The organism is Sporomusa sphaeroides DSM 2875 (assembly GCF_001941975.2).
In the GTDB taxonomy this organism is placed as follows: Bacteria; Bacillota; Negativicutes; order Sporomusales; family Sporomusaceae; genus Sporomusa; species Sporomusa sphaeroides.
This window is the reverse complement of sequence record NZ_CP146991.1, coordinates 2,801,151-2,825,016: the sequence shown is the minus strand read 5'-3', so window position 1 is coordinate 2,825,016 and position 23,866 is coordinate 2,801,151. Positions and strand designations below refer to the sequence as shown.

Sequence of the window (23,866 nt, the reverse complement as noted above, 5' to 3'; positions counted from 1 at the left end):
GGTTTTACGACATGAATACCGCGATACCGGATAGCCTGACGGCTGCTGCGGAGGAAATTGAAAAATTAAAAAAAACCATCCACTATCACAGTCACCGCTACTACGTGCTTGACAATCCTGAAATCAGCGATGCCGAATTTGACAAACTGCTGAGGCAGCTTATTGACCTTGAAACCGCCTATCCTTCGCTGATTACCCCCGATTCCCCCAGTCAGCGGGTGGGGGGCGCGCCGGCCGGCGGTTTTGCGCGGGTGGCCCATTTGACGCCGATGCTTAGTTTGGGCAACGCCTTCTCCGCCGGGGAACTGCAGGCGTTTGACGCCAGAGTGCGGGTCAGCCTTGACGGCCAGGCTGTGGAATATGTTGTTGAACTCAAAATTGATGGCCTGGCCATGAACCTTGTCTATGAACATGGCCGGCTGACCCGGGGAGCTACCCGGGGTGACGGCGTTTATGGCGAAGATGTGTCAACCAATATCCGTACCATCCGCTCGGTGCCATTGGTGTTGAGCGAGACCGGCGGCATTCCGCCGCTGTTGGAAGTACGCGGGGAAGTGTATTTGCCCAGGCGGGAATTTGACCGGCTGAATACACTTAGGGAAGCTGCCGGTGAGCCGCTTATGGCCAATCCCCGCAATGCCGCCGCCGGTTCCATCCGTCAGCTTGACCCCAGGATCACGGCAGAACGGGCGCTGGATATTTCCATGCATGGTTTGGGGACCGAAGAAGGTCTTGGGGTCACTACCCACTCGGCCATGCTGGAGAAACTGCAGGCACTGGGTTTTAAAATCAATCCCCATTACCGGACCTTTGACAATATTGACGAAGTGGCACAGTACTGCGAAAGTTGGGCGGAAAAGCGGGTTGATTTGCCTTATGACATTGACGGCCTGGTAATCAAAGTCAATAGTCTGGCCCAGCAGCGCCTGCTTGGTTCCACCGCCAAAGACCCGCGCTGGGCCATTGCCTATAAATTTCCGGCAGAGCAGGCGACGACCATTCTGGAAGACATCTTTGTGCGGGTTGGCCGTACCGGGGCGCTGACACCCACTGCCGTACTGCGGCCTGTCAGACTGGCAGGGACTACGGTGAGCCGGGCTACCCTGCATAATGCCGATTTTATTCAGGAAAAGGATATTCGCCTTGGCGATACCGTCATTGTTCATAAAGCCGGGGAAATTATTCCTGAGGTGGTTGCGGTTGTGGAGAGCCGGCGCACAGGGCAGGAACAGCCCTTTATTATGCCTGCCAGCTGCCCCGAATGCGGCAAGCAGATTGTCCGCGAAACCGGAGAAGCAGCCCATAAATGCGTCAATCCCCGCTGTCCGGCGTTACTGCGGGAAGGACTTATCCACTTCGTTTCCCGTGATGCGATGAATATTGACGGACTGGGCCCGGCGGTCATCACCAGCCTGCTCGAGGCCGGACTGGTAAAAGACGCGGCAGATTTGTATACGCTGCAGCCGGCAACGCTGGCGGTGATGGAACGTATGGGCGAAAAATCGGCAGGCAATCTGGTGAAAGCCATAGCAGCCAGCAAAGAGGCCGGTTTATCCCGGGCGCTGTTTGCTTTGGGCATACGGCATGTCGGCGCCAAAGCCTCGGCACTCTTAGCCCGGTACTATGGTGATATTGACAGGCTGGCTGTGGCCGGCGTCGAAGAACTTACGACAATTGGTGAAATCGGCCCCAAAATTGCCGAAAGTGTGGTAAACTATTTTGCCGATCCCGATAATTTGGCGTACATTGGGAAGCTCAAAGCCGTGGGCGTGAAACTGACCGAAGAACGCCAGGAGCCTCTGAGTCAGGAATTGGCGAGCAAAACCTTTGTCCTGACAGGCACCTTGACCATGCCGCGCAAAGAAGCCGAAGCCCTTATTGCTGCCTGTGGCGGCAAGATATCCTCATCTGTCAGCAAAAAGACCAGCTATGTCGTAGCCGGTGAGGAGGCCGGCAGTAAGCTGGATAAGGCCAATGAACTGGGTGTTCCGGTCCTGAATGAAGAAGAGTTCCTGATGCTGGTACAAAAGCCGCAAGCATGATATAATAAAATTTATTGGAAAATGGTGACACACCCTGCCGGGTACTTGGGGTAAGGTGTGTTCTTACGTAACCTTATAGGAAGGTGATACTTATGAAAATAAACCGTCAAGATGTTGAAACCGTAGCCCTGTTATCCCGTCTGGAAATGACGCCGGAGGAACTGGAGGCATATGCCGTTCAGCTTAATGCAATCTTAGAGTATGCCGATATCCTCAATAAGCTTGATACCAAAGGCGTGGAACCCACAGCCCATGTGCTGCCGCTCAAAAATGTCATGCGGCCTGATGAAGTCAAGCCTTCGCTGCCGCGGGAACTGGCTCTGGCTAATGCGCCTGAGGCGGAAGACGGCTATTTCAAAGTACCTAAGATCATGGAAGGGTAAGGATGGGAGGTCAAGAAGTGGAATTATTTAAACATACTGCGCATGCTCTGCATGACATGCTGCAAAGCAAACAGATATCGGCAGTCGAACTGACCAATGCCGTATTCGCCCGCACCGATGCTGTCGAGCCCAAGCTGCGCTCTTACATAACAGAAACCAGGGAACAAGCGCTGGCTCAGGCCGCCGCCGTTGACAACAAGATTGCACGGGGCGAGCAAATTGCGCCACTGGCCGGTATTCCCGGCGCGCTGAAAGACAATATTTGCACCAAAGGCGTTAAGACTACCTGCGCCTCCAGGATTCTGGCCAATTTTGTGCCGCCCTATGATGCCACCGTTGTAGACAAGCTGGCAGCACAGGATGCTGTGCTTGTGGGTAAAACCAACTGCGACGAATTTGCCATGGGCGGTTCAACGGAAAACTCGGGCTTTTTCATTACCCGTAATCCCTGGGACACAGACCGGGTTCCCGGCGGTTCCAGCGGCGGTTCTGCGGCGGCAGTAACGGCCGGACAAGCCATCTGGGCGCTTGGCTCAGATACCGGCGGTTCTATCCGCCAGCCGGCAGCGTATTGCGGCAATGTCGGCCTTAAGCCAACCTATGGCCGTGTATCCCGCTATGGGTTGGTAGCCTATGCCTCGTCCTTGGATCAAATCGGCCCTTTTGCCAAAGACGTTACCGATTGTGCCCTGGTGCTTAATGCCATTGCCGGGCATGACGCCAAGGATTCCACCTCCATCAATGCCGCGGCGCCGGACTATACCAAGGCGCTGGTACAGGATGTCAAAGGTCTCAAAATTGGCCTGCCGAAAGAGTATTTCGCTGCCGGTATCCAGCCGGAAGTGGCGGCCGCTATTCAAAAGGCTGTTGACCAGCTTGTCGCCATGGGGGCGGAAGTCAGGGAGGTTTCCCTGCCGCATACCGAGTATGCCCTGCCTGCCTATTATCTCATTGCTCCGGCGGAAGCCAGCTCCAATCTGGCCCGCTATGACGGTGTCGGCTTTGGTCATCGCGCTTCTGGCAGTGATATTATCGATATGTACAAAAAAAGCCGGAGTGAAGGCTTTGGCCCCGAAGTCAAGCGCCGGGTCATGCTGGGAACCTATGCCTTAAGTTCAGGCTATTATGATGCTTATTATCTTAAAGCATTGCAGGTGCGCACCTTAGTGAAGCAGGATTTTGATAAAGCTTTTGCCGAAGTCGATGTACTTATTGCCCCGACAGCACCGACTACCGCCTTCAAAATCGGCGAACTCAGTGACCCGCTGGCCATGTATCTGCAGGATATTTGCACCATTCCCGTCAACCTTGCCGGTTTGCCCGGGATCTCAATACCCTGCGGTTTTGCTCAGGGCTTGCCTGTCGGCATGCAGATCATCGGCAAACCGTTGGCCGAGGCCACCATTATTCAAGCTGCTTACGCCTTCGAACAGGCCAACGATTATCATACGCGTTTTGCGCCGCTGGGGGAGGGTTAATGCCATGAAATACGAAACAGTCATTGGACTTGAGGTCCATTGTGAGCTTAAAACCGAATCGAAAATATTCTGCGGCTGCAGCACCAAATTCGGTGCCGATCAAAATACCAACGTGTGTCCGGTCTGCCTCGGCTTGCCTGGTGTATTGCCTGTCATTAATGAAAAAGTTGTGGAATTTGCCGTGCGGGCCGGCTTGGCTCTTAACTGCCAAATACTGCCGTTTAGCAAATTTGACCGCAAAAACTACTATTACCCTGATCTGCCGAAGAACTACCAGACCTCCCAGTATGATCTGCCGATTGCCGTTAATGGCTACCTGGATATCGAAGTCAATGGCGAAACCAAACGTATCGGCATTACCCGTGTCCATATGGAAGAAGATGCCGGCAAACTGGTGCATTCAGGCACAATCAGTAATAGCGAGTATGCTTTGGTGGATTACAACCGTACCGGCGTGCCGCTGATTGAGATTGTATCCGAGCCGGATCTCCGCTCGCCGGAAGAGGCCAAAGCCTATCTGGAAAAAATGAGAAGCATTCTTCAATATATCGATGTTTCCGACTGCAAAATGGAAGAAGGCAGCCTGCGTTGTGATGCCAACATTTCGCTCCGCCCGGCAGGTACCCAGCCGTTTGGCACCAAAGCCGAACTCAAGAACCTCAACTCCTTCCGGTCGGTGCAGCGCGGCCTGGAGTATGAAGTGGAGCGCCAGACCGACGTGCTGGAAGATGGCGGACGGATTATCCAGGAAACCCGTTCCTGGGATGAAGCCAAAGGTGTGACCCGGTCTATGCGCAGCAAAGAACAGGCCCATGACTACCGCTATTTCCCCGAACCGGAACTGGTTCCGATTATGGTTGATCCGGCTAAAGTAGAAAGCATCCGCGCTCAATTGCCGGAGCTTCCTGATGCGCGCAAAGCCAGGATGATGGCCGATCACGGCCTGTCGGCCTATGATGCCGAAACCATTACCGCCAGCCGCGCCATGGCTGATTATTTTGATGCTGCCGTCAAGGCCGGAGCCGAGGCCAAAGCAGCGGCCAACTGGCTGATGGGCGATGTATCCAAGCATCTTAATGCCGCCAATATACCTGTGGAAGCTTGCCCGGTTACCGCGGCAAAGCTTGCAGGGCTCATTGCCTTAATTGACAAAGGCACAATATCCGGCAAAATTGCCAAAACCGTGTTTGAAAGCATGTGGGAAAGCGGTAAAGACGCTGAGACTATCGTCAAAGAGCAAGGACTGGTGCAAATCAGTGATGAAGGCGCCATTGTTGCCATTGTTGACGGTGTTATTGCCGCTAACCCGCAATCGGTCGCTGATTTTAACGCCGGCAAGGAAAAAGCCATCGGCTTCTTAGTCGGTCAGGTTATGAAACAAAGCAAAGGCCGTGCCAATCCTGAACTTGTTAACAAGCTGTTAAAAGAACGTCTGACTTGAGGTTAAGATAAGCCTGACAGGGAGCTGTCGCACCAATTGGTGCGACAGCTCCCTGTTTTCATAGCTTCGGTTACTATTGTACCAAAGTGTACCGGGAATGAGGCAGTTTGATACACACCTGTATCTGCTGAGTGAATTCTGTGACTGTTGGATATTTTGAAGCGGTTTTCTCAATAGTGCAGAATGCTGCCAGTTAGGGTGTAAAGCAGCAGGGGAAACAGGGAGGCTTGTCTTTGGCATAGTATTTGCAAGGTCTACTAGTAGTGTTAGTCATATAGAGAGTGTTCTGCTTATATAGAATTACTGATTTTTACTATTCACAATTCTAACGAAACGGGAGGGGAAAATGGATTTACAGCAATTACATGCCATGGAAGCCAACTGTACGCAGGAAAACCTGCCTCGTTGCACCGCTGCCTGTCCGCTTCATGTTGATGTACGGGGAATGATGGCGGCCATTCGCAAGGGGGATTTTTCGGCGGGCTACGACTTATTTGCCAAAATGGCGCCGTTTCCGGGCATCATAAGCCGGGTTTGCGATCAGCCCTGTCAGGAGGCTTGCAAACGGGTGGAAGCGGGAGACGGGCTGGCAATTAATGCGTTGGAGCAGGCTTGCCGGAACTTCAATACCCAGCCGCTGCTTAAAAATAACCTGATTCCGAACAAAAATAAAAAAGTAGCGGTGGTGGGGGCCGGCATCAGCGGTCTGACGGTTGCTTTGAACTTGGCGAAGAAAGGCTATAAGCTGACAGTATTTGATACCGGGACCGAATTTGGCGGCCGTCTGCTGGAATTTCCGGAGGCTAAGCTGCCCAGGCAAATGATGGCCGATGATTTTGCGATACTGGCTAAGCTGGGCGTGCAGGCCAAGCTTGGGGTTACCGTAGGTAATCATGCCGGTGCCGGGGTATTGTTTAACGATCTGTTAGCGGAATTCGATGCCGTATATCTCGGTCTGGGGCAGATCAAGGCGGCCGATTTCGCCCTGGGACTGGAAATGGATAGTGATGGCTGTATATGTATTGATCCGGTAACCTTTGGCACCAGCAATCCGAAAGTATTTGCCGGCGGCAGTTATCGTCAGGAGCAGGGCAAGCTGTCTTTGATCCATTCGGTTGCCGCCGGTCAGTCGGCAGCGATTTCCATTGACCGGGCCTTGCAGGGGGTAGCGCTTACCTTCAGCCGTTCTCATGAAGGTCCGCAGCCGACCAGGCTTTTTACCAGCACGGAAGGCGTCGAACCGCGGCCGGTGGTGGTCATGGCTGATTCCGGCCTGGGCTATACCAGGGAAGAAGCAACGGCAGAAGCCGAACGCTGTCTTGATTGCCAGTGTATGGAATGTGTAAAGCTATGTGAGTATCTGAAGCATTACCGGGCTTATCCCCTCAGCTATGCGCGGCAGATTTATAAGAATATGACCAGTGTGGTCCGTAAATCTAATCAGATGATCAATTCCTGCAGTATGTGCCGGCTGTGTGAGGAAGTGTGCCAGGATAATTTCAGCATGGCGGATCTCTGCCGCGAGGCGCGGGAGACCATGGTCAGCACCGGGAAAATGCCGCCCTCGGCGTTCGGTTTTGCCTTGCAGGAGTTAAAATACAGTAACAGTGATCTAGCTGCCCTGACCAGACATGAGCCCGGGTTTTCTCAAAGTCAGGTTATGTTTTATCCCGGGTGTCAATTAAGCGGCTCCGCACCCGGGCAGGTTATACAGACTTATAATTATCTGCGGGAAAAAATCAAAGACGGCGTCGGACTTATGCTTGGCTGCTGTGGAGCTCCGGCAGACTGGGCCGGTGAAAAGGAAAAATTTATTGCTGCAATCCAGTCGATAAAGTCCGAGTGGGAGCGTATGGGAACCCCCAAAGTAATACTAGGCTGTCCGACTTGTTTTATGATCTTTAAAAATAATCTGCCGGATATTCCGGTTGAGTTTTTGTGGACCTTTATGGACCAAATTGGCCTGCCGGAGGTACCGTCGGCCGGGTCGTATACTCTGGCAGTGCACGACTCCTGCACCACCCGGCATGAGCGGGAAATTCACGACAGTGTCCGAAATATTTTACGGCAACTGGGACATCGTGTGGAAGAATTAAAAACCAGCCGGGAATTTACCGAGTGCTGTGGCTTCGGGGGGTTAATGCAAATTGCCAATCGAGAGTTGGCCCGTATGGTTGTGGACCGGCGGATTGACGAAAGTGACAAAGACTATGTGACTTATTGTGCCATGTGCCGTGATAATTTTACCAACCGGGGGAAAACGACCTATCATTTGCTGGATTTGATTTTTGGTGATAAAAACGGGAAAATGACTGCCCGCCCGCCGGTTGGGTATTCACAGCGGCACGAGGAGCGCGCCCGGTTAAAAACCACTGTGCTGCGGGAGATCTGGGGTGAAGCCGTACAGGATAAACCGGCGCTGGTAAACTTGGTTATTGCCGACGAGGTAAGAGCGCTTATGGAAGACAGTCTGATATTGACTGCCGATTTGCAGCAGGTAATCGAATATGCGGAACGCACCGGCAATAAGTTCCGAAACAGTACTAACGGTCATTTTCTTGCTTGCTATAAGCCGGCGTATGTGACGTACTGGGCAGAATATTCAGTTGGTGAAACCGGTTTTGTCATTCATGATGCGTACAGTCACCGTATGGAAATACTTGACAAGTGAGGGGTTTTTATGAGCAAAGAAGACGTGATGCTAGGCAATGGTGAAGATGTCATTTGTGCAAAATGTGATATTCCGCTTACTGTGGGGTATGTTACTCTCGGGTATTTGGGCCATACCTTTCCGGTTGAACTTTTTAAATGTCCGGAATGCGGGTTGACTTATATCCCGCCGGGCTTGGCGCGCGGTAAAATGTTACAGGTTGAGAAGGCCCTGGAGGATAAATGAGGGGAGACAGCCGGATGAATATACATACGGAAGACTATTTTCACTTATTAGAACTGGCTCATCAGGAATTTTCCTGTAGTCAGATTTTATTGCAGATGAGACTTGACGAGCAGGGTAAGGAAATTCCGGAATTAATCCGGGCTATGGCCGGATTGGTCGGCGGCCTGGGGTATTGCGGAAAAATCTGCGGGGCGTTAACCAGCGGAGCCTGTTTGTTGGCTTTGTACGCGGGAAAGGGTTCGGCCGAGGAAGTGGAGGACAGCCGGCTTAATGCCATGATTGAAGAGCTGGTGAAGTGGTTTGAGCAGGAGGTCGGTTCCCAATACGGCGGTACGGACTGCAGTATTATTTTGGAAGAGAATCTCCAGAACCGTATCCAGCGATGTCCGCAGATTCTTCTGAAAACCAATCAAAAGGTGAAAGAAATTCTTATCGCCAATGGTTATGACTTATTATCTGGCAAACTGGAGGCTTGAACAGCTGGATGAGTTCTTTTGAGTGCAAAAAAGTTGAAAACTGTTTTGTCAACAGCGCCAGTTTCCAATACCGACTGGGTTTTAAAGTAGATGATGAATTTTTAACCCGGCTGGAAAAAATAAGTGCCACCTTCAAATGCCGGCGTGATTTTCCCCGGCCGTATTTTAACGCGACTTTGGCTGACGGCACTCAGGTTAAAGGAGTAATTGGCGATATCGTTTTAAAGGCGGTGTATCCGGAAACCGATGCAGTGCTAAGTAAAGAAGCCTTTGAACAACTTTTGCGGCTAATCATAAATGCAAGAAACTCATAGTTGATGATAGCTTGCGGGAAAGGGTGTATTTTGTGGCACCAGATGAAAAGCTTTTAAAGCATACGGAAAGTGTGTGCCCCGAATGTCTTAAACGAATTCCGGCCCAAAATGTAAAACGCGGTAATGATGTTTATCTTATTAAGGAATGTCCGGACCATGGACGGTTCAGCACGGTAGTCTGGCGGGGGGAACCGGCTTATGAAAGCTGGGCTTATCCCCAAAAAGCTGCCCCGCCGCCGGTTTGCGCGACAGGAATGAACCGGGGCTGTCCGTTTGACTGCGGTGTGTGTTCAGACCATCAGCAACCGCCTTGCGGGGTACTCCTGGAGGCAACATCCCGCTGCAATCTGGGTTGTCCGGTTTGCTTCGCCGGCAGTGACGCGGAAACTGCCGGCGAAGATCCTGATATATCAGTCATCGAAGGCTGGTACCGCACCTTGTTTGCCAGCAGCGGACCCTGTAATATTCAATTATCGGGCGGCGAGCCGACGGTGCGCGATGATTTGCCGGACATTGTCGCCCTGGGGCATAAACTGGGCTTTCCTTTTATTCAGCTTAACACCAACGGGGTACGGCTGGGCACAGAGCCGGAATATGTTAAAAAGCTGAAAGCAGCCGGACTCAATTGCGTATTTCTACAGTTTGACGGTACTAATGATACGATATATGAACATATCCGGGGGGCGGCCTTGCTGGAACTGAAGGAAGCTGCAATCAGCCATTGCGCTGACAATGAAATTGGGGTGGTGCTTGTTTCCACTCTGGTACCGGGGATTAATACCGGTAATATTGGTGAATTGATACATTATGCGTTACAAAAAGTGCCTCACGTTCGGGCAGTGCACTTCCAGCCCATAGGGTATCTGGGGCGTTATCCTAAGGCGCCGCGGAATGAAGACCGTTTTACCATCCCGGAGGTCATCCGGGCTCTGGAAGCTCAGACCGGCGGTAAAGTAAAGGCGGCTAATTTTTTGCCGCCGGCTGGTGAAAACGCGCATTGCTCCTTTCACGGCAACTTTATTTTAATGCCGGATGGCAGTTTACTACCGTGGACCCTTGATCGTTCCGATTATTATTGCGTCAAAGAACCCCGCAGTGCAGGGGCGGTATATGCCCGGGATTTCATGAATAGACAGTGGCGGGCTCCGCAGGCGCCGTCAAAGTCAGTTGAGCGCCTTACCGCGGTCACAAAAAGCAAACCGGTAATCAATGTAAGCAGCCTGGATGATTTTTTGGAACGGGTAAACACGTATACGCTCAGTATTTCCGGCATGGCGTTTCAGGATGCCTGGAATTTGGATTTAGACCGGTTACGGGAGTGTCATATTGGTATCGTAAGCCCCGACCGCCGGGTTATACCATTTTGCGCCTATAATTTGACTTCCCGCGCCGGCCAGACTTTATACCGCGGTAAGGGAACAGAGAATGATTAATATTACCGATTGCTGTCAGGGGGGAAAGCTGCTGCCGATTGACTACTGTCAAGGTGGCGGCATTTTTTTTCCTGATAGAAAGTATAACTTTCGCCTGGATAAGGGCAACATCGGCTTTCGCCTTCGCTGGGCTCGGCGTAAGCCGTGTTTTCTTTATCGGAAAAGTTTTCTTGAATTAAAGCCGGTATCAGCGCGCATAATGGTATTGATACGCCAAAAAAAGAGGTTATGCCATGTTAAAAGCTACCTGGAATTTGAAAGCCGTCTTGGCTGTCCATGTTTTGCGGCTGGCTGCCGGAATCGTTGTTGTGCGCTTGGTGTATCCGTTGTTTTTTGAAGCCAGTCCGTTGGTTATTGAACTGACAGACCGGACCCTTGTACTGGTACTCGTGCTGTGGGCAATCCGCAATACCCGGGGTGATTTGGCAGCCTTAGGCTTGTCGCTGGCCAATTGGCCGCGCAATGTAGTGAAAGGGCTGGCAGGCGGGCTGGTGCTGTTATTTATCAGTCTCTATAGCGAGCGGTTGTATACCACAGTCTTATTAGTATCGCCCACCCAGCATCCGATAGTGCTGGAAGTGCAGGCCGCCATATCCTGGGAGCAGCTTCTAATCCCGCTGTTTCTGGCCGGGGTGGCCGCACCGGTTACCGAAGAAGTGCTGTACCGGATGTTTACTTTTTTGCCGTGCAAAGATAAATGGGGGCTCTGGGGGGGCGCGTTAATCAGTGCCGGCATATTTGCTCTTTTTCATTTTAATGCCTACTGGCTGGCAGAAATGATCATTGTCGGCATCGGCTTTGCACTGCTGTATTTTTGGACCGGGTCATTAATCACCTCCATCACGGCGCATTCTTTTATTAACACCAGCAAAATTGTCATGATGTATCTGGGTGTGCCGCTTTTGTAGCAGGAATTTTTCCTTGGACAATAGAATTCATCTGTGTGGAAAAATTTGCATAGATGGAGTGATAACAAATGAGTGACCAACAAGCAGTGAGCTGTCTTAAGCCTGAGGTGAACTGTCCGTGCCCCAAAACCGAATGCGACAATCATTCCCAGTGCTGTAAGTGCGTAACAGCTCACCGCAGCGCTGGCAGCCCGACAAACTGTATGGCCCAGCTTGTAAAAAACTAGTCACCCAAGGGAGGACTTTTTTCATGACCATAAGCCAAGGATTAACGGCCGAAAAGCTCCGCTTTACCTGTGATGAAAATGTTTTTGACTTTGACACAACCGAAACGGTGCCGCCGCTTGAAGTAATGATCGGTCAGGAACGGGCGGTAAAAGCTGTCGAATTTGGTTTGTTTACCAAAAACCCCGGCTATAATATCTTTATTTCAGGCTTAGTTGGTACTGGCAAAATTACTTATGCGGAAACGGCTGTTAAAAAGGTTGCCGGTAATCAGGAAGTCCCCAATGATTGGTGTTATGTAAATAATTTAGAAACTCCCGGACAGCCTATTGCCCTGGCATTACCTGCCGGGATGGGCTATAGTTTTAAACAGGATATGCAGGAACTGGTGGAAAACCTGAAAACCGACATTCCTAAAGTGTTTAGCAGTGAAGATTATGAACAGGCCAAGTCCGAATTGGTCAAACAATACCAGGAACAGCGGTCAGTCATGGTGGAGGAATTCACCCAGTATGCCGAAACCCAGGGCATTTCGCCGCAATGGAGTTCGACCGGGTTTGTCGGGCTGCCGATGGTGGATGGCAAAGCGGTAGGTCCGGAAGACTACCAGAAACTCGACAAGCAGCAACGGGATATTATTGAAAAAAACATGCTGGCCGTACACGAAAAAGGAATGGATGTTGTCCGGCGGGTGCAGCTTTTGGAGCGGAGTGTTCGCGAACAGCTGAAGCAGCTTGATATCAAAATTGGCCTGTTTGCCGCCGGTCACCTTATTGAGGAATTCAAAGAAAAGTACCGGGATTATCAGCCTGTTGTCGACTTTTTGGAAGCCATTAAACAGGATGTGTCCAAAAATATCAATGAATTTAAACCCCAGGCCGAGGAAGAAAATAATCCGCTCATGTTATTTAAGCGGCCGGCCCAGGATGCCAAAGATAAATATAATGTTAACCTGCTGGTAGATAATCGTGAAACCCAGGGTGCGCCGGTGATTGTTGAGATTAATCCGACATACTATAATCTGGTGGGCCGGGCTGAATACGAAACCCGCATGGGTGTTGTCAGCACTGATTTTACGATGATTAAACCGGGAGCCCTGCATAGGGCCAATGGCGGTTATCTGATTTTAAACGCCCGCGATGTATTGACCAATATTGGCGCCTGGGAAGCACTGAAACGGGTGCTCAAAACCAAGAAGCTGCAAATCGAGAATTTGGGAGAGCAGTATGGGGTGCTGGCCATGGCTTCGCTCAAACCGGAACCCATTCCCATCAATGTAAAAGTCATACTGATTGGCAATCCCTACATTTATCAGCTGCTATACAACTATGACGAAGACTTCCGGAAATTGTTTAAAGCCCACGCCGATTTTGACGTAGTGATGGAGAATAATCCGGTCAATATTCAAAAGCTTGCCGGTTTTATCAGTTCAACGGTAAGCCGGGAAAAACTCAAGCATTTTGATAAAGCAGCGGTGGCCCGGGTAGTTGAATACAGTTCACGCCTGACCGGCACCCAAACCAAACTTACCACCCGGTTCAACGAGGTTGTCGAACTACTGTGCGAAGCCGATGTCTGGGCTACTCTGGATAACAGCCAGGTAGTTACCACCGGGCATATCAAGAAAGCCATTGAAGAAAAACGCTATCGTGCCAACAAATACGAAGAACGCCTGCAGGAGATGTTTGCCGAAGGCCAGCTCCTGATTGACACCGAAGGGGAAAAGGTCGGTCAGGTAAACGGCCTGGCGGTACTGTCTGTCGGCGAATACATGTTTGGCAAACCTTCCCGTATTACTGCCAATACCTATCTTGGCAAAAGCGGTGTAGTCAATATCGAACGCGAAACCAAGACCAGCGGCACCAGCCATACCAAAGGCGTGCTGATTCTAAGCGGTTATCTTGGCCAGAAATATGCCCAGAAGCACCCGCTGACCCTGACTGCCAGTCTGACCTTTGAGCAATTGTATGACGGTGTTGACGGCGACAGCGCCTCCAGCACCGAACTGTATGCGATTTTATCAAGCTTATCCGGTTTGCCGATTAAGCAATATATTGCCATTACCGGGTCAGTTAACCAAAAGGGCGAGGTTCAGCCGATCGGTGGCGCAACCGAAAAAATCGAAGGCTTTTTCGCAGTTTGTAAGCTAAAAGGGCTGACTGGCAAGCAAGGGGTAATGATTCCTCATCAAAATGTCAGCAATTTGGCGCTAAGTGATGAAGTTATCGAAGCCGTGCGTCGAGGAAAGTTCCATATCTATCCGGTTAAGACCATCGATCAGGGGATTGAAATTCTGACAGGCACACCAGCCGGTGAGCCTGGTGCCGACGGCAGCTATCCGGCCGGTACGGTGAATGCCCTTGTCAGTCAAAAACTGAAAGAATATACCGATACGCTAATCAAGCTGAGTAAGTCTTCTGAGGATAAGAACGATTGAGCAAAGAGGGCGGATAATTCCGCCCTCTATTTAATGTAAAGAAAAGGTGAAACATGTGCCGAAACAGATTCATAAGCCGCCGGTAGAGACTGGCAAAACCTACACCATTGATATTACCGGTCTGGGGCATAGCGGCGAAGGCGTAGGGCGGTATCAGGACTTTACTGTATTTGTACCCAATGCCCTGCCGGGAGAGAAAATAACGGCAGTTATTACCACCGTCAAAAAAACATATGCTGTTGGCCGCCTTGATGCCGTACAAATCACGTCACCGCACCGGACAACCCCTGACTGCGGGATATACCGGGAGTGCGGCGGCTGTCAATTACAGCATCTGAGCTATCAGGAACAGCTAAAGGTCAAGCGCAGTCAGGTCGTTGATGCCGTAACCCGTATCGGTAAATTGCCTGACGTTATCGTCCACCCTACTATCGGCGCGGAAAATCCCTGGTATTATCGCAATAAAATGCAGTTTCCGGTGGGCCGCAAGAACGGCAAAGTGGTCATTGGCTGTTACTCACAGGGAAGTCATGATATTGTCGATACCGATAATTGTCTAATCCAGCATCAGACTAATAACGATATTGTCCGTGCAGTCAGGGGTGTTGTTGATGAACTCGGTATTGCCGCCTATGAGGAACAGACCGGACAAGGCGTACTTCGGCATGTCCTGGGGCGGGTTGGCACAGCCACCGGCGAGGTTATGGTGGTATTAATAACGGCAACCGAGCGTCTGCCGCAGCGCGGTGCATTGATTGAACGCCTCAAAAGCAAAATTCCCGGACTTGTCAGCATTGTTCAAAATGTTAACCCCCGGCGAACCAATATCATCATGGGGGATAAGACAATTACCCTATGGGGGCAGGATACCATAACCGATAAGCTGGGTGAATTTACTTTTGCCATATCGGCCAGGTCGTTTTTCCAGGTAAATACCGCTCAGGCTGAAGTCTTATACAGCCAAGCCGTTAAATACGCCCAGCTGACAGGCAGCGAAACCGTCATTGACGCCTATTGCGGCACAGGTACCATAACCTTATTCCTGGCCCGGCAGGCAGCCAAAGTGTATGGCATCGAGATTGTCAAGCCTGCCATCATCGACGCCCGGCAAAATGCTGTTAATAACAAGGTGGACAATGTAGAATTCCTTGTTGGCGATGCCGTCGATATTATGCCAGACCTGTTTAAACAAGGCATACGGCCTGATGTCATCGTGGTCGATCCCCCTCGCGCCGGCTGCGAGCAAAAAGTGCTGGAGACTTTTGTAAAGATGGAGCCTCAGCGTATTGTGTATGTATCATGCAACCCGGCTTCCTTAGCGCGTGACTTGGCTGTTCTGGACGGCTTGGGGTATATAACGCAGGAGATTCAGCCGGTGGATATGTTTGCACAGACGAGTCACGTGGAGTGTTGCGTTTGGCTGAAAAGAAAACCCAGCCTTGATGAAGCCAGGCGGGGACTGGGTTCAAGGGCTGTGGGGAATTATGGAATATATTCTCGCAGACAAAGGAAGAAAACATCATAAAAATGCAAATATAGGCGTTGGGGAAAACCTACGGTACGATTACCAAAGCACATATCACAACTTCCAGTAGAAAATTTGATATGTTTGATGATTGGGTCTTCGTAATAAAACCGCAAATACTTTTTGCCTATCATAACGGTAGAAATCGAAAGTGTTCAGATGAATTTTATTATGATATAAAACGGTAGGTGCATGACTGTACGTGCGGAAAAAGAGAAACTAAATGAGGCTATTTATTCAAGAGATTCGCGGGAACCCTGTCGTTTGGTACCGTCAAGATAGTTTCGCAAAATTGTTTGCAATCCACATTAAATAAAGTCAGGTTTTCTCTCTTTTTAATATCCGCTCCTCCGTAGAAATTAATTTCGAAATCTCGAAGTTACCCTTGCTGGATACCACCCATAACATATAATATCTTCCAATCAAATTTCAGAGAATTGCACATGTAAAAAAATTCTAAGATATTCCCTGATGGGGAATATCTTTTTTTTTGACAGAAGCCGATACTTTATAGAAAAGGATAAGTATTTTACAGAGCATGTTTGATAAAGGAGGGCTAACGATAAAAAACAACTAGAAACTCTGCCACATAACTTGAAATGCAGCAAGTAAATGTACCATTGTTTTGACAACGAAGATGAAGGAGTGAAGTTGACATGGGTTTTTTTTCTAAAATAAAAATCAGCACGAAACTAGCGATTGGCTATTTAATTTTATGTTTATTGTTGGTCGGCATCGGAACCATGGGCTTGCGCAAAATAGACAATATGGTCACCAACACGAATGCGCTGTATGATGATTCTTTATTGGGAATTAGCAATTTGAAAGATCTTGTTACTGAAATAGTAGAAGTGCGCTTGGCATTGCAGCGGATTGTCCTGCCAGAATACAAAGATCAGATTTCCACACTAATTGCTGATGTTGACAAACGTGCAGAACGCGCCAATCAATTGCTTATAGCGTATGAAAGTGCGATGACAGATCCGGATGACCGGGCGATGTTTCAAACGCTCAAACAAATTTTGGGCGACTATCGCAAAGTGCGCGTGCAAGCCATTGACGCGGCTGTAAGCGGTGACTACGTAATGGCGAACCAATTCTATCAAAACAACGTGCTGCCGACTATCGGCGAATTGTCGACCCACACGCACAAAATGGTTGAATGGAATGATCGTACAGGCAGGCAATATATCGAAACCTGTAAAAAGGACTATGAAAATGCACGATTGGAACTGTTCGTCCTAATGGGTGTCAGTCTTGTACTGGCAATTCTGGCAGCCATTCTCATCACTCGTTCTATCGTCAAACCATTGGGGGATTTGGTCAAGGTATCCAACCGCATCGCTAAGGGAGACCTTTCCGGTCAACTTATCGTCAAACGGCAGGATGAAATCGGCGAATTGGAAACAGCAGTAGGCAACATGTTGACCAACTTGCGTACCGTAATTCTTGGCGTGCAAAACGGTGCTGATAATGTAGCGGCTTCCTCGGAAGAACTCACCGCCAGCGCGGATCAGTCTTCACAAACTGCCAACAGTATTGCCGTTTCCATCATAGATGTCGCGCAGGGCATGGAAAGACAACGCAGCATTGTTGGCGATTCGGTTGACACTGCACAAAAAATATCGGCGGAAGCGAATCAAATCGCCGCCAACGCCAAGTCGGTTGAAGCAACTTCAGATAAGACGGCACAGTCCACAAAAGAAGGCTTGAAAGCGGTAGAGACAGCTACAAACCAAATGACTTCCATTCAAAAGACAGTCAAAAACCTGGAACACGAAATTACCGGTTTGGGTGTACGTTCCAATGAAATCGGCCAGATTGTCGAAACCATTTCCGGCATTGCCGGCCAGACTAACTTACTGGCATTGAATGCCGCCATCGAAGCGGCCAGAGCCGGAGAACAAGGGCGCGGTTTTGCCGTAGTTGCCGAAGAAGTGCGGAAATTGGCCGAGCAATCGCAAGAAGCTGCTAAGCAAATAGCAACTTTGGTGGGCGATATTCAACAAGACACCAATAAGGCGGTACAGGCGATGCAAGCCGGTACAAGAGAAGTAACGGTAGGAGCGGAACTGGTGGGCAGTGCCGGATCTGCCTTTAGAGAAATTGCGGAACTTGTCGGTCAGACCTCAAGTCAGGTCAGGGAAATCTCCGTACTGATTAGGGCGATGGCGACAGGCAGTCAGGAAATTGTCGTTGGAGCAGAAATCGTGAACACCGTCATCCAAGAGACAGCCGGCCAGACGCAGAGCGTTTCAGCGGCGACTGAACAACAATTGGCATCCATGCAGGAAATTGCTGCTGCTAGTCAGGCACTGGCCAAACGCGCAGAAGAATTGCAGGCAATTGTGCAAAAGTTTATTTTGTAGCGAAACGCAGATACATACATATTAAAAAATAAGGGGCTGCTCTGAAAACATAGCTCAACAAGAAAGTTACGAGAGTACACCAAAGACGGAGGAACCGTCCTGGCATCTTCCGGCGTCATTCCGCCAAGCTGGATTTCTGTGGCTGGTGGAACCTTCCTTGAACGGGTGGATTATGTGGGCGGACATAAAAGGAAAAGTGAATGATGTAAAAAGGACCGATTGCCTGACTCTCATCAGCACGATCATGTGACTTGAAAGAAATAAAGTGGAATAGCCTATGCCTTTGCACATGTAAAAAAACTCTAAGATATTCCCCGATGGGGAATATCTTTTTTCGACAGAAGCCGATACTTTATAGTGGGGATAAGTATTTTTACGGAGCAAAAACAGTGAGGATGATGTAAAAGTCTGTGTTGAGCTTTTTTCCGGCTTTGGGAAAGAAGCCTTTTATAAGAATTTTCGATTTTATAAAAAACTGGATGGGTTTGTAGTCTATTGGATGATGAATTTAGAATCAGGAGAGAAAAATGGAGTATAAACTATAGTCTAAATTTTATTTAGGAGAGTGTCTCATGAATAATAAAGCATTTGAGGTATTGCAAAAAGAGGCTCCAGAGGTAAGTGAAGTATGGCAGCAATTTCTGCTGAAAGCCAGTGCCTTAGATGAAAAAACACAGAATCTTGTATATCTTTCGGTGTTATCGGCATTTCACTTGGAGAATAGAATTCCCTTTCATGTAAAGATGGCTAAAATGCACGGAGCTACCAGAGATGAAGTCATTTCGGCGGTTCTTGTCGGGTTACCTGCTTTGGGCAATATTGTCACAACCGCATTATCTGTCGCAATTGAGGCGTTTGATAAAGACTAATGATTATCAAACTTGGTATGCCAGTCGATAAACACATGATATTTTTGTTCTCACACAAAGAGGTATCCGATAAAAATCCTGATTATTGCTGGAAACCCTCTATGGCAGAATAAGAACGCTCGCCGGTGTGATGGTTGAGGCGGTCAAAATGCCCTGCAAGCCATATCCACAAGTATAGGCAGAATAGGCAAGTTGGCAAATTTCCTGATGGGGGTAGTTCGTTGGTCTTTACGGCGGGCGCGTTCTACCACAAGCTAAAGACGAAAAACCGTGCGGTCATTGGCTGCATCATTGGCAGCGTGACTATAGATTAACTCAATATCAGAGCAAGGAAAAGAACCGGCCTGTGAAAACCACATGGCCAGTTCTTTTCTTTGGGATCATCCAGTGTGGGACAGAACTAAAAATCGATGTATTGTAGCTGAATGCGCGATGTCAGATTAAGCTTAGTAAATATATGTTTCATAAACTTTTTTACAGTTTCATCACCAATGGATAGCAGTTCCGCTATCTGGTGGTTGGATAACCCTTCCTTTGCCAATAATGCAACCTCCCGTTCTCTTTTGGTGAGCTCCGGGAAGCTTTCAAGGGAGAGTTTTTTGATTGTAGCGATTCCACTTCCAAGTGTCTGGGAGAGAGTTCGTATTTTTTGGATATCCTCTTTGTAGATCGCCTCAATTCCCTCCGTCAGCAGAGGGGTTATAACATCCCCATGCTCGGCAAAAGGCATGTATACTTTATCGGGGACTGCTAGAGCCAGCGCTTTCTGCAAAGCATCTTTCGCCTCCGCTCTCCGATTCAGCCGATTCAGGGATACTGCCCGGAAAATAGCGAAGTAGATGTTTGCGAGCTGAAAACGATCCGGCCTGGTGGCTGCCTCGCTAAAGATATCCAGCAGGCCAAGCAGCTCGGTATATCTTTTCTGTAAGAGCATCCATTTAGAATAGATGACAAACGCAAAGGGAATGGAAATAGCAGATACATTAGCCTTTATTTCCTCAACAGACATGAGACGCCGAATGACCTCGTCGTCTCCGAGCAATGTCATAATAAAAGAATGAGCCATTCTATAAACAACCTTATGCTTCTGTGTGTCATGTGCAAGCTGATACTTCTCCATATTTTTCAGAGATTGAGTCAGCATGGCGTAATCTCCCCTTAATATGGCGATCCGTGACAAGGTCAGCTCGGCCGCATAATAAACGTAGCTGCTGTCGGTAGAACCTGCATAATAAAAACATCTGTGACAGAGGATTTCTGCATCGACGTCATTTCCAAACAATAGTTGAGCTTCGGCCTGTATTGCAAAGTTTGCGCCCAAAGCCCTGTGGGGCAGCAAATTTTGAATGGCAGGGTTTGCACACTCATAGCCTCTCAGCGTATGCTGAAGCTCTCCAGGTTTTGCCCAATACAGATACAGCACCGAGGGCTGCTTGAAGACCCCCAACTGTTCGACGTACTTCAGTGGCAAAGGTCCCTTCAAAAGCTCATAGGCTTTTTTATACCCCTCTCCAATCTTATAGATGTCATTGAAACCCATGTATGCCCGCAGCACTGCGGTCACGGCTTTGATTTCATTCGTATCCGGAGCATCGTCATTCCACCGGGCGGTGTTTTGAAGCGCCAAGTCTATCACACGAAATATTTTGTCCGCTATCTTACGAAAATTTCTGCTGACCAACAAATGAAATGAAATTGAAAGCACCAGCAGAGGTTTCTCTGACAATATTTCTTCCGGACAGCCGATGATGATCTCCCGAATCAGATCGCCCGTTTCAGTACTGCTGTAGAGATTGAGATCGTCTTTTTCAAAGGGCAAGGCGAGAATAGAGGGATAATCCGGTATGCGGAAAAAGCATTGTGCTGCACGGAAGAACTTTTTTTCCTGTGCGAAAGCAGCGCCAGCCCGCTTCCACAACCTATCGGTCAAATTGGAGGACTGTTCCGCAAAAACGCTTTGGATGAAGTTGCATAGCAAATGATGCATCACATAGGTATCCGCATCGGACATATACCGGATGAAGCTATTTTCCCGGAGCATTGTTTGGATTTTGTCGGGAAGCGTGTCACAGCCGGATAAAATCTTCGCTTGGCTGGAGGTAAAGCCCTCCATCAAAGAAGCCGCCATCAAAAATTCCTGCTGCTGAGAATCAATCCGGCTCCAGATCATGGATTGGATCAGGGGGCCTACGGCTTTTGTTCCCAGCAGTTCTCTCGTTTCCGAATAGTGGATTCGCTCAAGCTTTAGCGCGGAAATCCAGCCCTTTGAGGTGTGGAGCAGATACTCCAGCTGCTCATCCCTGAGCTTTATATCTATCTTTTGAAAGTATAGATTGATGTCATTCTTGTTGAATGAAAAATAATTCTCCGGGATAAAATATATTTTTTCATTTTGCGGGGTACGGTTCGGTATAACATCATCCTGGCTGATGATAATTGTATGCAAATTGGTGGGGTGATATAGGGAAATCATATCTATGACCTTACCGGATATTTCTCTGATCACATATTGGTAGTTATCGATAATCATAAAGGTTTCTTTTTTACATACACAATCCTTGAAAATACAGGCGATCTCCCCAAGATTATCCATTTCAGGAGGCCCCAGCTTCGCTAATCGTTCAGCCGTTTTCTCGTTGAACTGCTTATACATATGACATAGCCCCTGCCAGAACTGTGTAAAAGGCTCGCCTAGGCAGGTATACCAATAGATATTGGCCTTGGGTGTGATCGTCTTGCAGTATTCCTCGACTGCGGTCGTCTTTCCAATCCCGGAAGGGCCGGTAACGATGGTGAGTGGATACATTGTGATTGCCTGCAACTGCTTTTTCAGTGCGGTGGGGATGTGGAGCGTCTCCTGCGCCTTTTTTATCGGCTGCCTGACGGTTGTCTGCAACTTGCGCCTCATCCCAGACGGCGGTTCAGCGTCAGCGGGAATCAGCCATAGGTTTCCCTTTTTGAATGCGCCTTTGATTTTGCTTGCCTGGCAATAATAGCTTACCATTCGGTCGCTGATTCCCCATTTGTGTCCTGCTTCTTTTAAAGTAATGTAGTCCAATAATAGACTCCTCCGGTGGAAATTAATTTCGAAATTTCGAAGTTACCCCTTCGATGTTACTATATGTGGGATAATTTCCAATCAAGAATTTCAGAGAATTACCCATATAAAAAAAAAAACAAAATATCCCCCGATGGGGAATTCTTTTTTTCGACAGAAACCGATACCTTATATTAAGGACAAGTATTTTTCAAGCAATAATTTGAATTGGACACAATACATATCTTCGATGATAGGGCTTAAAACGGAAGAAAATAAAATAGGCAGGTTTTGGGAGATGAAAAAGAACTGAGAGATCCCCGCTTTTGACAAACGCTCAGTTGGAGCTTACCCATCAGGTTCTGATTGCTCAAATGCGTAATTTGCAGGAGCTTTCTGCAATTTACGCAGCTTAGAATCACAGATTATAGCGATGGGACTATTTCAAACAATCCAAGCAGGGTCCAATTGATATGCTTTAATCTCAATGTGCGTGGAGACAAAGGAAGAAAACATCACTGGCTTTTTTAAATATTTTTGGAAGCATACCCCCGCTTTGTGTGCTTATGTAACAACCGATTTGTTTTCCCTAATCTATTTTATCTTCGCAAAAGAATTTATCATAGTCTGGAGAGTATTGATATGCCCTTCCTGTTGTTTCCTGAATCTTTCCGGGTCCATCCCGCTAGAGTTTCCTTGGCGTAGCATCTCTTTTTGCTCATCTAGTAATTCAATCAAAAGATCCTGACAAGAACTCGCGGAAGCCGAAAAAGAAGTGAAAGCCCGTGCTAGGCTGGTAAAATCCTCTATTGAAAGACCATTTTGTTCCCGCATTTGATGAATGACGCTCCATTTTAGGCCAGGTATTTCACTTTCTTTACCTTCGATCTCTAATTGCTTCAGCCCGTCGATCCACGCCTTCTTTACCGCATAAGGAGCGCTTTGAGGCGGAAAATATAAATCTGTTCCATCCGGCAAAGTCGCAATTCCACAATATTTTTCATATTCTGCCTGGCTGATTGCCTCTTCATTTTGATTAGAACAGGATTCTGGGGTCAAAGACACGTTTGTTTTCATATAGTAATCTTGCCGCTGTACGCCTGTGGTATTTTCCGCCTTTACCTGATTAGCAGACTGATACGTATTTTGGGGTGCTACTCTAAGCAGATAATTTAAACCATTAAAATATGGAATCATGGAAAACCATCCTTTTTACTTGATTTTATTTAATCATGCTTCTTCTATCAGCGTAGGGGAATAAAAATAACAATTACCGCTTTTAACGAAAAGCATTTAGTAATTGATTTTTTCAAACAAGACATTACAAACAACTTTATTTTACTATATTTCAGTAATTACTTATTTTCAATTGATCATTTGGTATAAAGTGGAAGGCTCAAAATTATATCAAGAGGTTATGTACACAAGCTATCTTGCCCTCTTGTTTTCGGAGTTAATACCAACGCTCACATATTTGCGCTTACTAAGCTGATAGTAGAGCGAATGAACAAAGAGAATTGAACACAAAGAATAGTAGGTTGAACGATATATTTTATATCAGACAGCAAATTGTAAATTAGGGCATTGTTCATTACAATGGCTAAATAGATTTTATGATGTATACAATTGTTCAGAGCCTGTCTGATAAAGGAGGGTTAATGATAAAAAAACAACTAGAAACTCTGTCATATAACTTGAAATACAGCAAGTAAAATGTACTCATTGTTTTGACAACGAAGATGAAGGAGTGGAGTTGACATGGATTTTTTTTCTAACAATGGCAAATGAAATTTATCAAAACAACGTGCGGCCAAATTAAATGCAAACGCAGGTGATTATTAGTTTGCTTGATGGTGATTGAGTGTAAAAGAAAAGCCGCCTAAGGTGGTTTTTCTGACCATCTTAGGCAGCTTTATTTTCATTCCAATTGGAATAAACTACCGCTTCCATCGGTATTTACACGGGACATATGTTCTGATAATGTGCAAGTGGCGGTGAATAGCGGTGAGTGAGCACACTCGATTGTACTCTGA

General features: G+C 48.1%; 16 protein-coding genes. 14 read left to right on the top strand and 2 right to left on the bottom strand.

The genetic code is table 11. The features are described from left to right. The first annotated feature begins 11 nt into the window (after positions 1 to 11). The 14 genes from ligA to SPSPH_RS13240 all read left to right on the top strand — a co-directional run bounded on the left by ligA (position 12) and on the right by SPSPH_RS13240 (position 18,796). Positions 12 to 2,042 (top strand): NAD-dependent DNA ligase LigA, encoded by a 2,031-nt coding sequence (gene ligA, locus SPSPH_RS13305; protein WP_075756705.1) that lies wholly within the window; start codon positions 12 to 14, stop codon positions 2,040 to 2,042. Positions 2,043 to 2,134: 92 nt separating this feature from the next. Next, entirely contained in the window at positions 2,135 to 2,425 is a 291-nt protein-coding gene (gene gatC, locus SPSPH_RS13300; RefSeq protein ID WP_075756706.1) for an Asp-tRNA(Asn)/Glu-tRNA(Gln) amidotransferase subunit GatC, read from the top strand. Between the two features lie 17 nt (positions 2,426 to 2,442). Continuing rightward, complete coding sequence (gene gatA / locus SPSPH_RS13295) at positions 2,443 to 3,903, top strand: Asp-tRNA(Asn)/Glu-tRNA(Gln) amidotransferase subunit GatA (protein ID WP_075756910.1); 1,461 nt, start codon at positions 2,443 to 2,445, stop codon at positions 3,901 to 3,903. Positions 3,904 to 3,907: 4 nt separating this feature from the next. Continuing rightward, positions 3,908 to 5,344 (top strand): Asp-tRNA(Asn)/Glu-tRNA(Gln) amidotransferase subunit GatB, encoded by a 1,437-nt coding sequence (gene gatB, locus SPSPH_RS13290; protein ID WP_075756707.1) that lies wholly within the window; start codon positions 3,908 to 3,910, stop codon positions 5,342 to 5,344. A gap of 346 nt (positions 5,345 to 5,690) precedes the next feature. Beyond that, positions 5,691 to 8,015 carry a pyridine nucleotide-disulfide oxidoreductase/dicluster-binding protein gene (locus SPSPH_RS13285; protein ID WP_075756708.1) on the top strand — a complete coding sequence of 775 codons (2,325 nt, stop codon included), beginning with the start codon at positions 5,691 to 5,693 and terminating at the stop codon, positions 8,013 to 8,015. 9 nt (positions 8,016 to 8,024) lie between these two features. Continuing rightward, a complete protein-coding gene (locus SPSPH_RS13280) occupies positions 8,025 to 8,240 on the top strand; it encodes a DVU_1557 family redox protein (RefSeq protein WP_233139099.1) in 216 nt (71 codons plus the stop codon). A 14-nt stretch (positions 8,241 to 8,254) separates the two neighbouring features. Then, positions 8,255 to 8,716, top strand: coding sequence for a DVU_1555 family C-GCAxxG-C-C protein (locus SPSPH_RS13275; RefSeq protein WP_075756912.1), 462 nt, complete (start codon positions 8,255 to 8,257; stop codon positions 8,714 to 8,716). Between the two features lie 8 nt (positions 8,717 to 8,724). Further along, complete coding sequence (locus SPSPH_RS13270) at positions 8,725 to 9,030, top strand: hypothetical protein (RefSeq protein WP_075756709.1); 306 nt, start codon at positions 8,725 to 8,727, stop codon at positions 9,028 to 9,030. A gap of 32 nt (positions 9,031 to 9,062) precedes the next feature. Further along, positions 9,063 to 10,463, top strand: coding sequence for a radical SAM (seleno)protein TrsS (gene trsS, locus SPSPH_RS13265; protein ID WP_075756913.1), 1,401 nt, complete (start codon positions 9,063 to 9,065; stop codon positions 10,461 to 10,463). A gap of 233 nt (positions 10,464 to 10,696) precedes the next feature. Then, complete coding sequence (locus SPSPH_RS13260; RefSeq protein WP_075756710.1) at positions 10,697 to 11,371, top strand: CPBP family intramembrane glutamic endopeptidase; 675 nt, start codon at positions 10,697 to 10,699, stop codon at positions 11,369 to 11,371. A gap of 250 nt (positions 11,372 to 11,621) precedes the next feature. Continuing rightward, on the top strand, positions 11,622 to 14,033 hold the full coding sequence (locus tag SPSPH_RS13255; RefSeq protein ID WP_075756711.1) for a Lon protease family protein: 2,412 nt from the start codon (positions 11,622 to 11,624) through the stop codon (positions 14,031 to 14,033). Between the two features lie 55 nt (positions 14,034 to 14,088). Continuing rightward, positions 14,089 to 15,558: a 23S rRNA (uracil(1939)-C(5))-methyltransferase RlmD gene (gene rlmD / locus SPSPH_RS13250; protein WP_075756712.1), complete on the top strand. Its 1,470-nt coding sequence runs from the start codon at positions 14,089 to 14,091 to the stop codon at positions 15,556 to 15,558. A gap of 656 nt (positions 15,559 to 16,214) precedes the next feature. After that, positions 16,215 to 17,927: a methyl-accepting chemotaxis protein gene (locus SPSPH_RS13245; protein ID WP_075756713.1), complete on the top strand. Its 1,713-nt coding sequence runs from the start codon at positions 16,215 to 16,217 to the stop codon at positions 17,925 to 17,927. Between the two features lie 572 nt (positions 17,928 to 18,499). Next, positions 18,500 to 18,796, top strand: coding sequence for a carboxymuconolactone decarboxylase family protein (locus tag SPSPH_RS13240; RefSeq protein ID WP_075756714.1), 297 nt, complete (start codon positions 18,500 to 18,502; stop codon positions 18,794 to 18,796). Between the two features lie 400 nt (positions 18,797 to 19,196). On the opposite strand, the gene SPSPH_RS23545 is transcribed toward SPSPH_RS13240, so the two are convergent. Both SPSPH_RS23545 and SPSPH_RS13225 read right to left on the bottom strand, forming a co-directional pair. Further along, positions 19,197 to 21,854 carry a LuxR C-terminal-related transcriptional regulator gene (locus SPSPH_RS23545; protein ID WP_075756715.1) on the bottom strand — a complete coding sequence of 886 codons (2,658 nt, stop codon included), beginning with the start codon at positions 21,852 to 21,854 and terminating at the stop codon, positions 19,197 to 19,199. 573 nt (positions 21,855 to 22,427) lie between these two features. After that, positions 22,428 to 23,030 carry a hypothetical protein gene (locus tag SPSPH_RS13225; RefSeq protein ID WP_075756716.1) on the bottom strand — a complete coding sequence of 201 codons (603 nt, stop codon included), beginning with the start codon at positions 23,028 to 23,030 and terminating at the stop codon, positions 22,428 to 22,430. Positions 23,031 to 23,866: the final 836 nt, after the last annotated feature.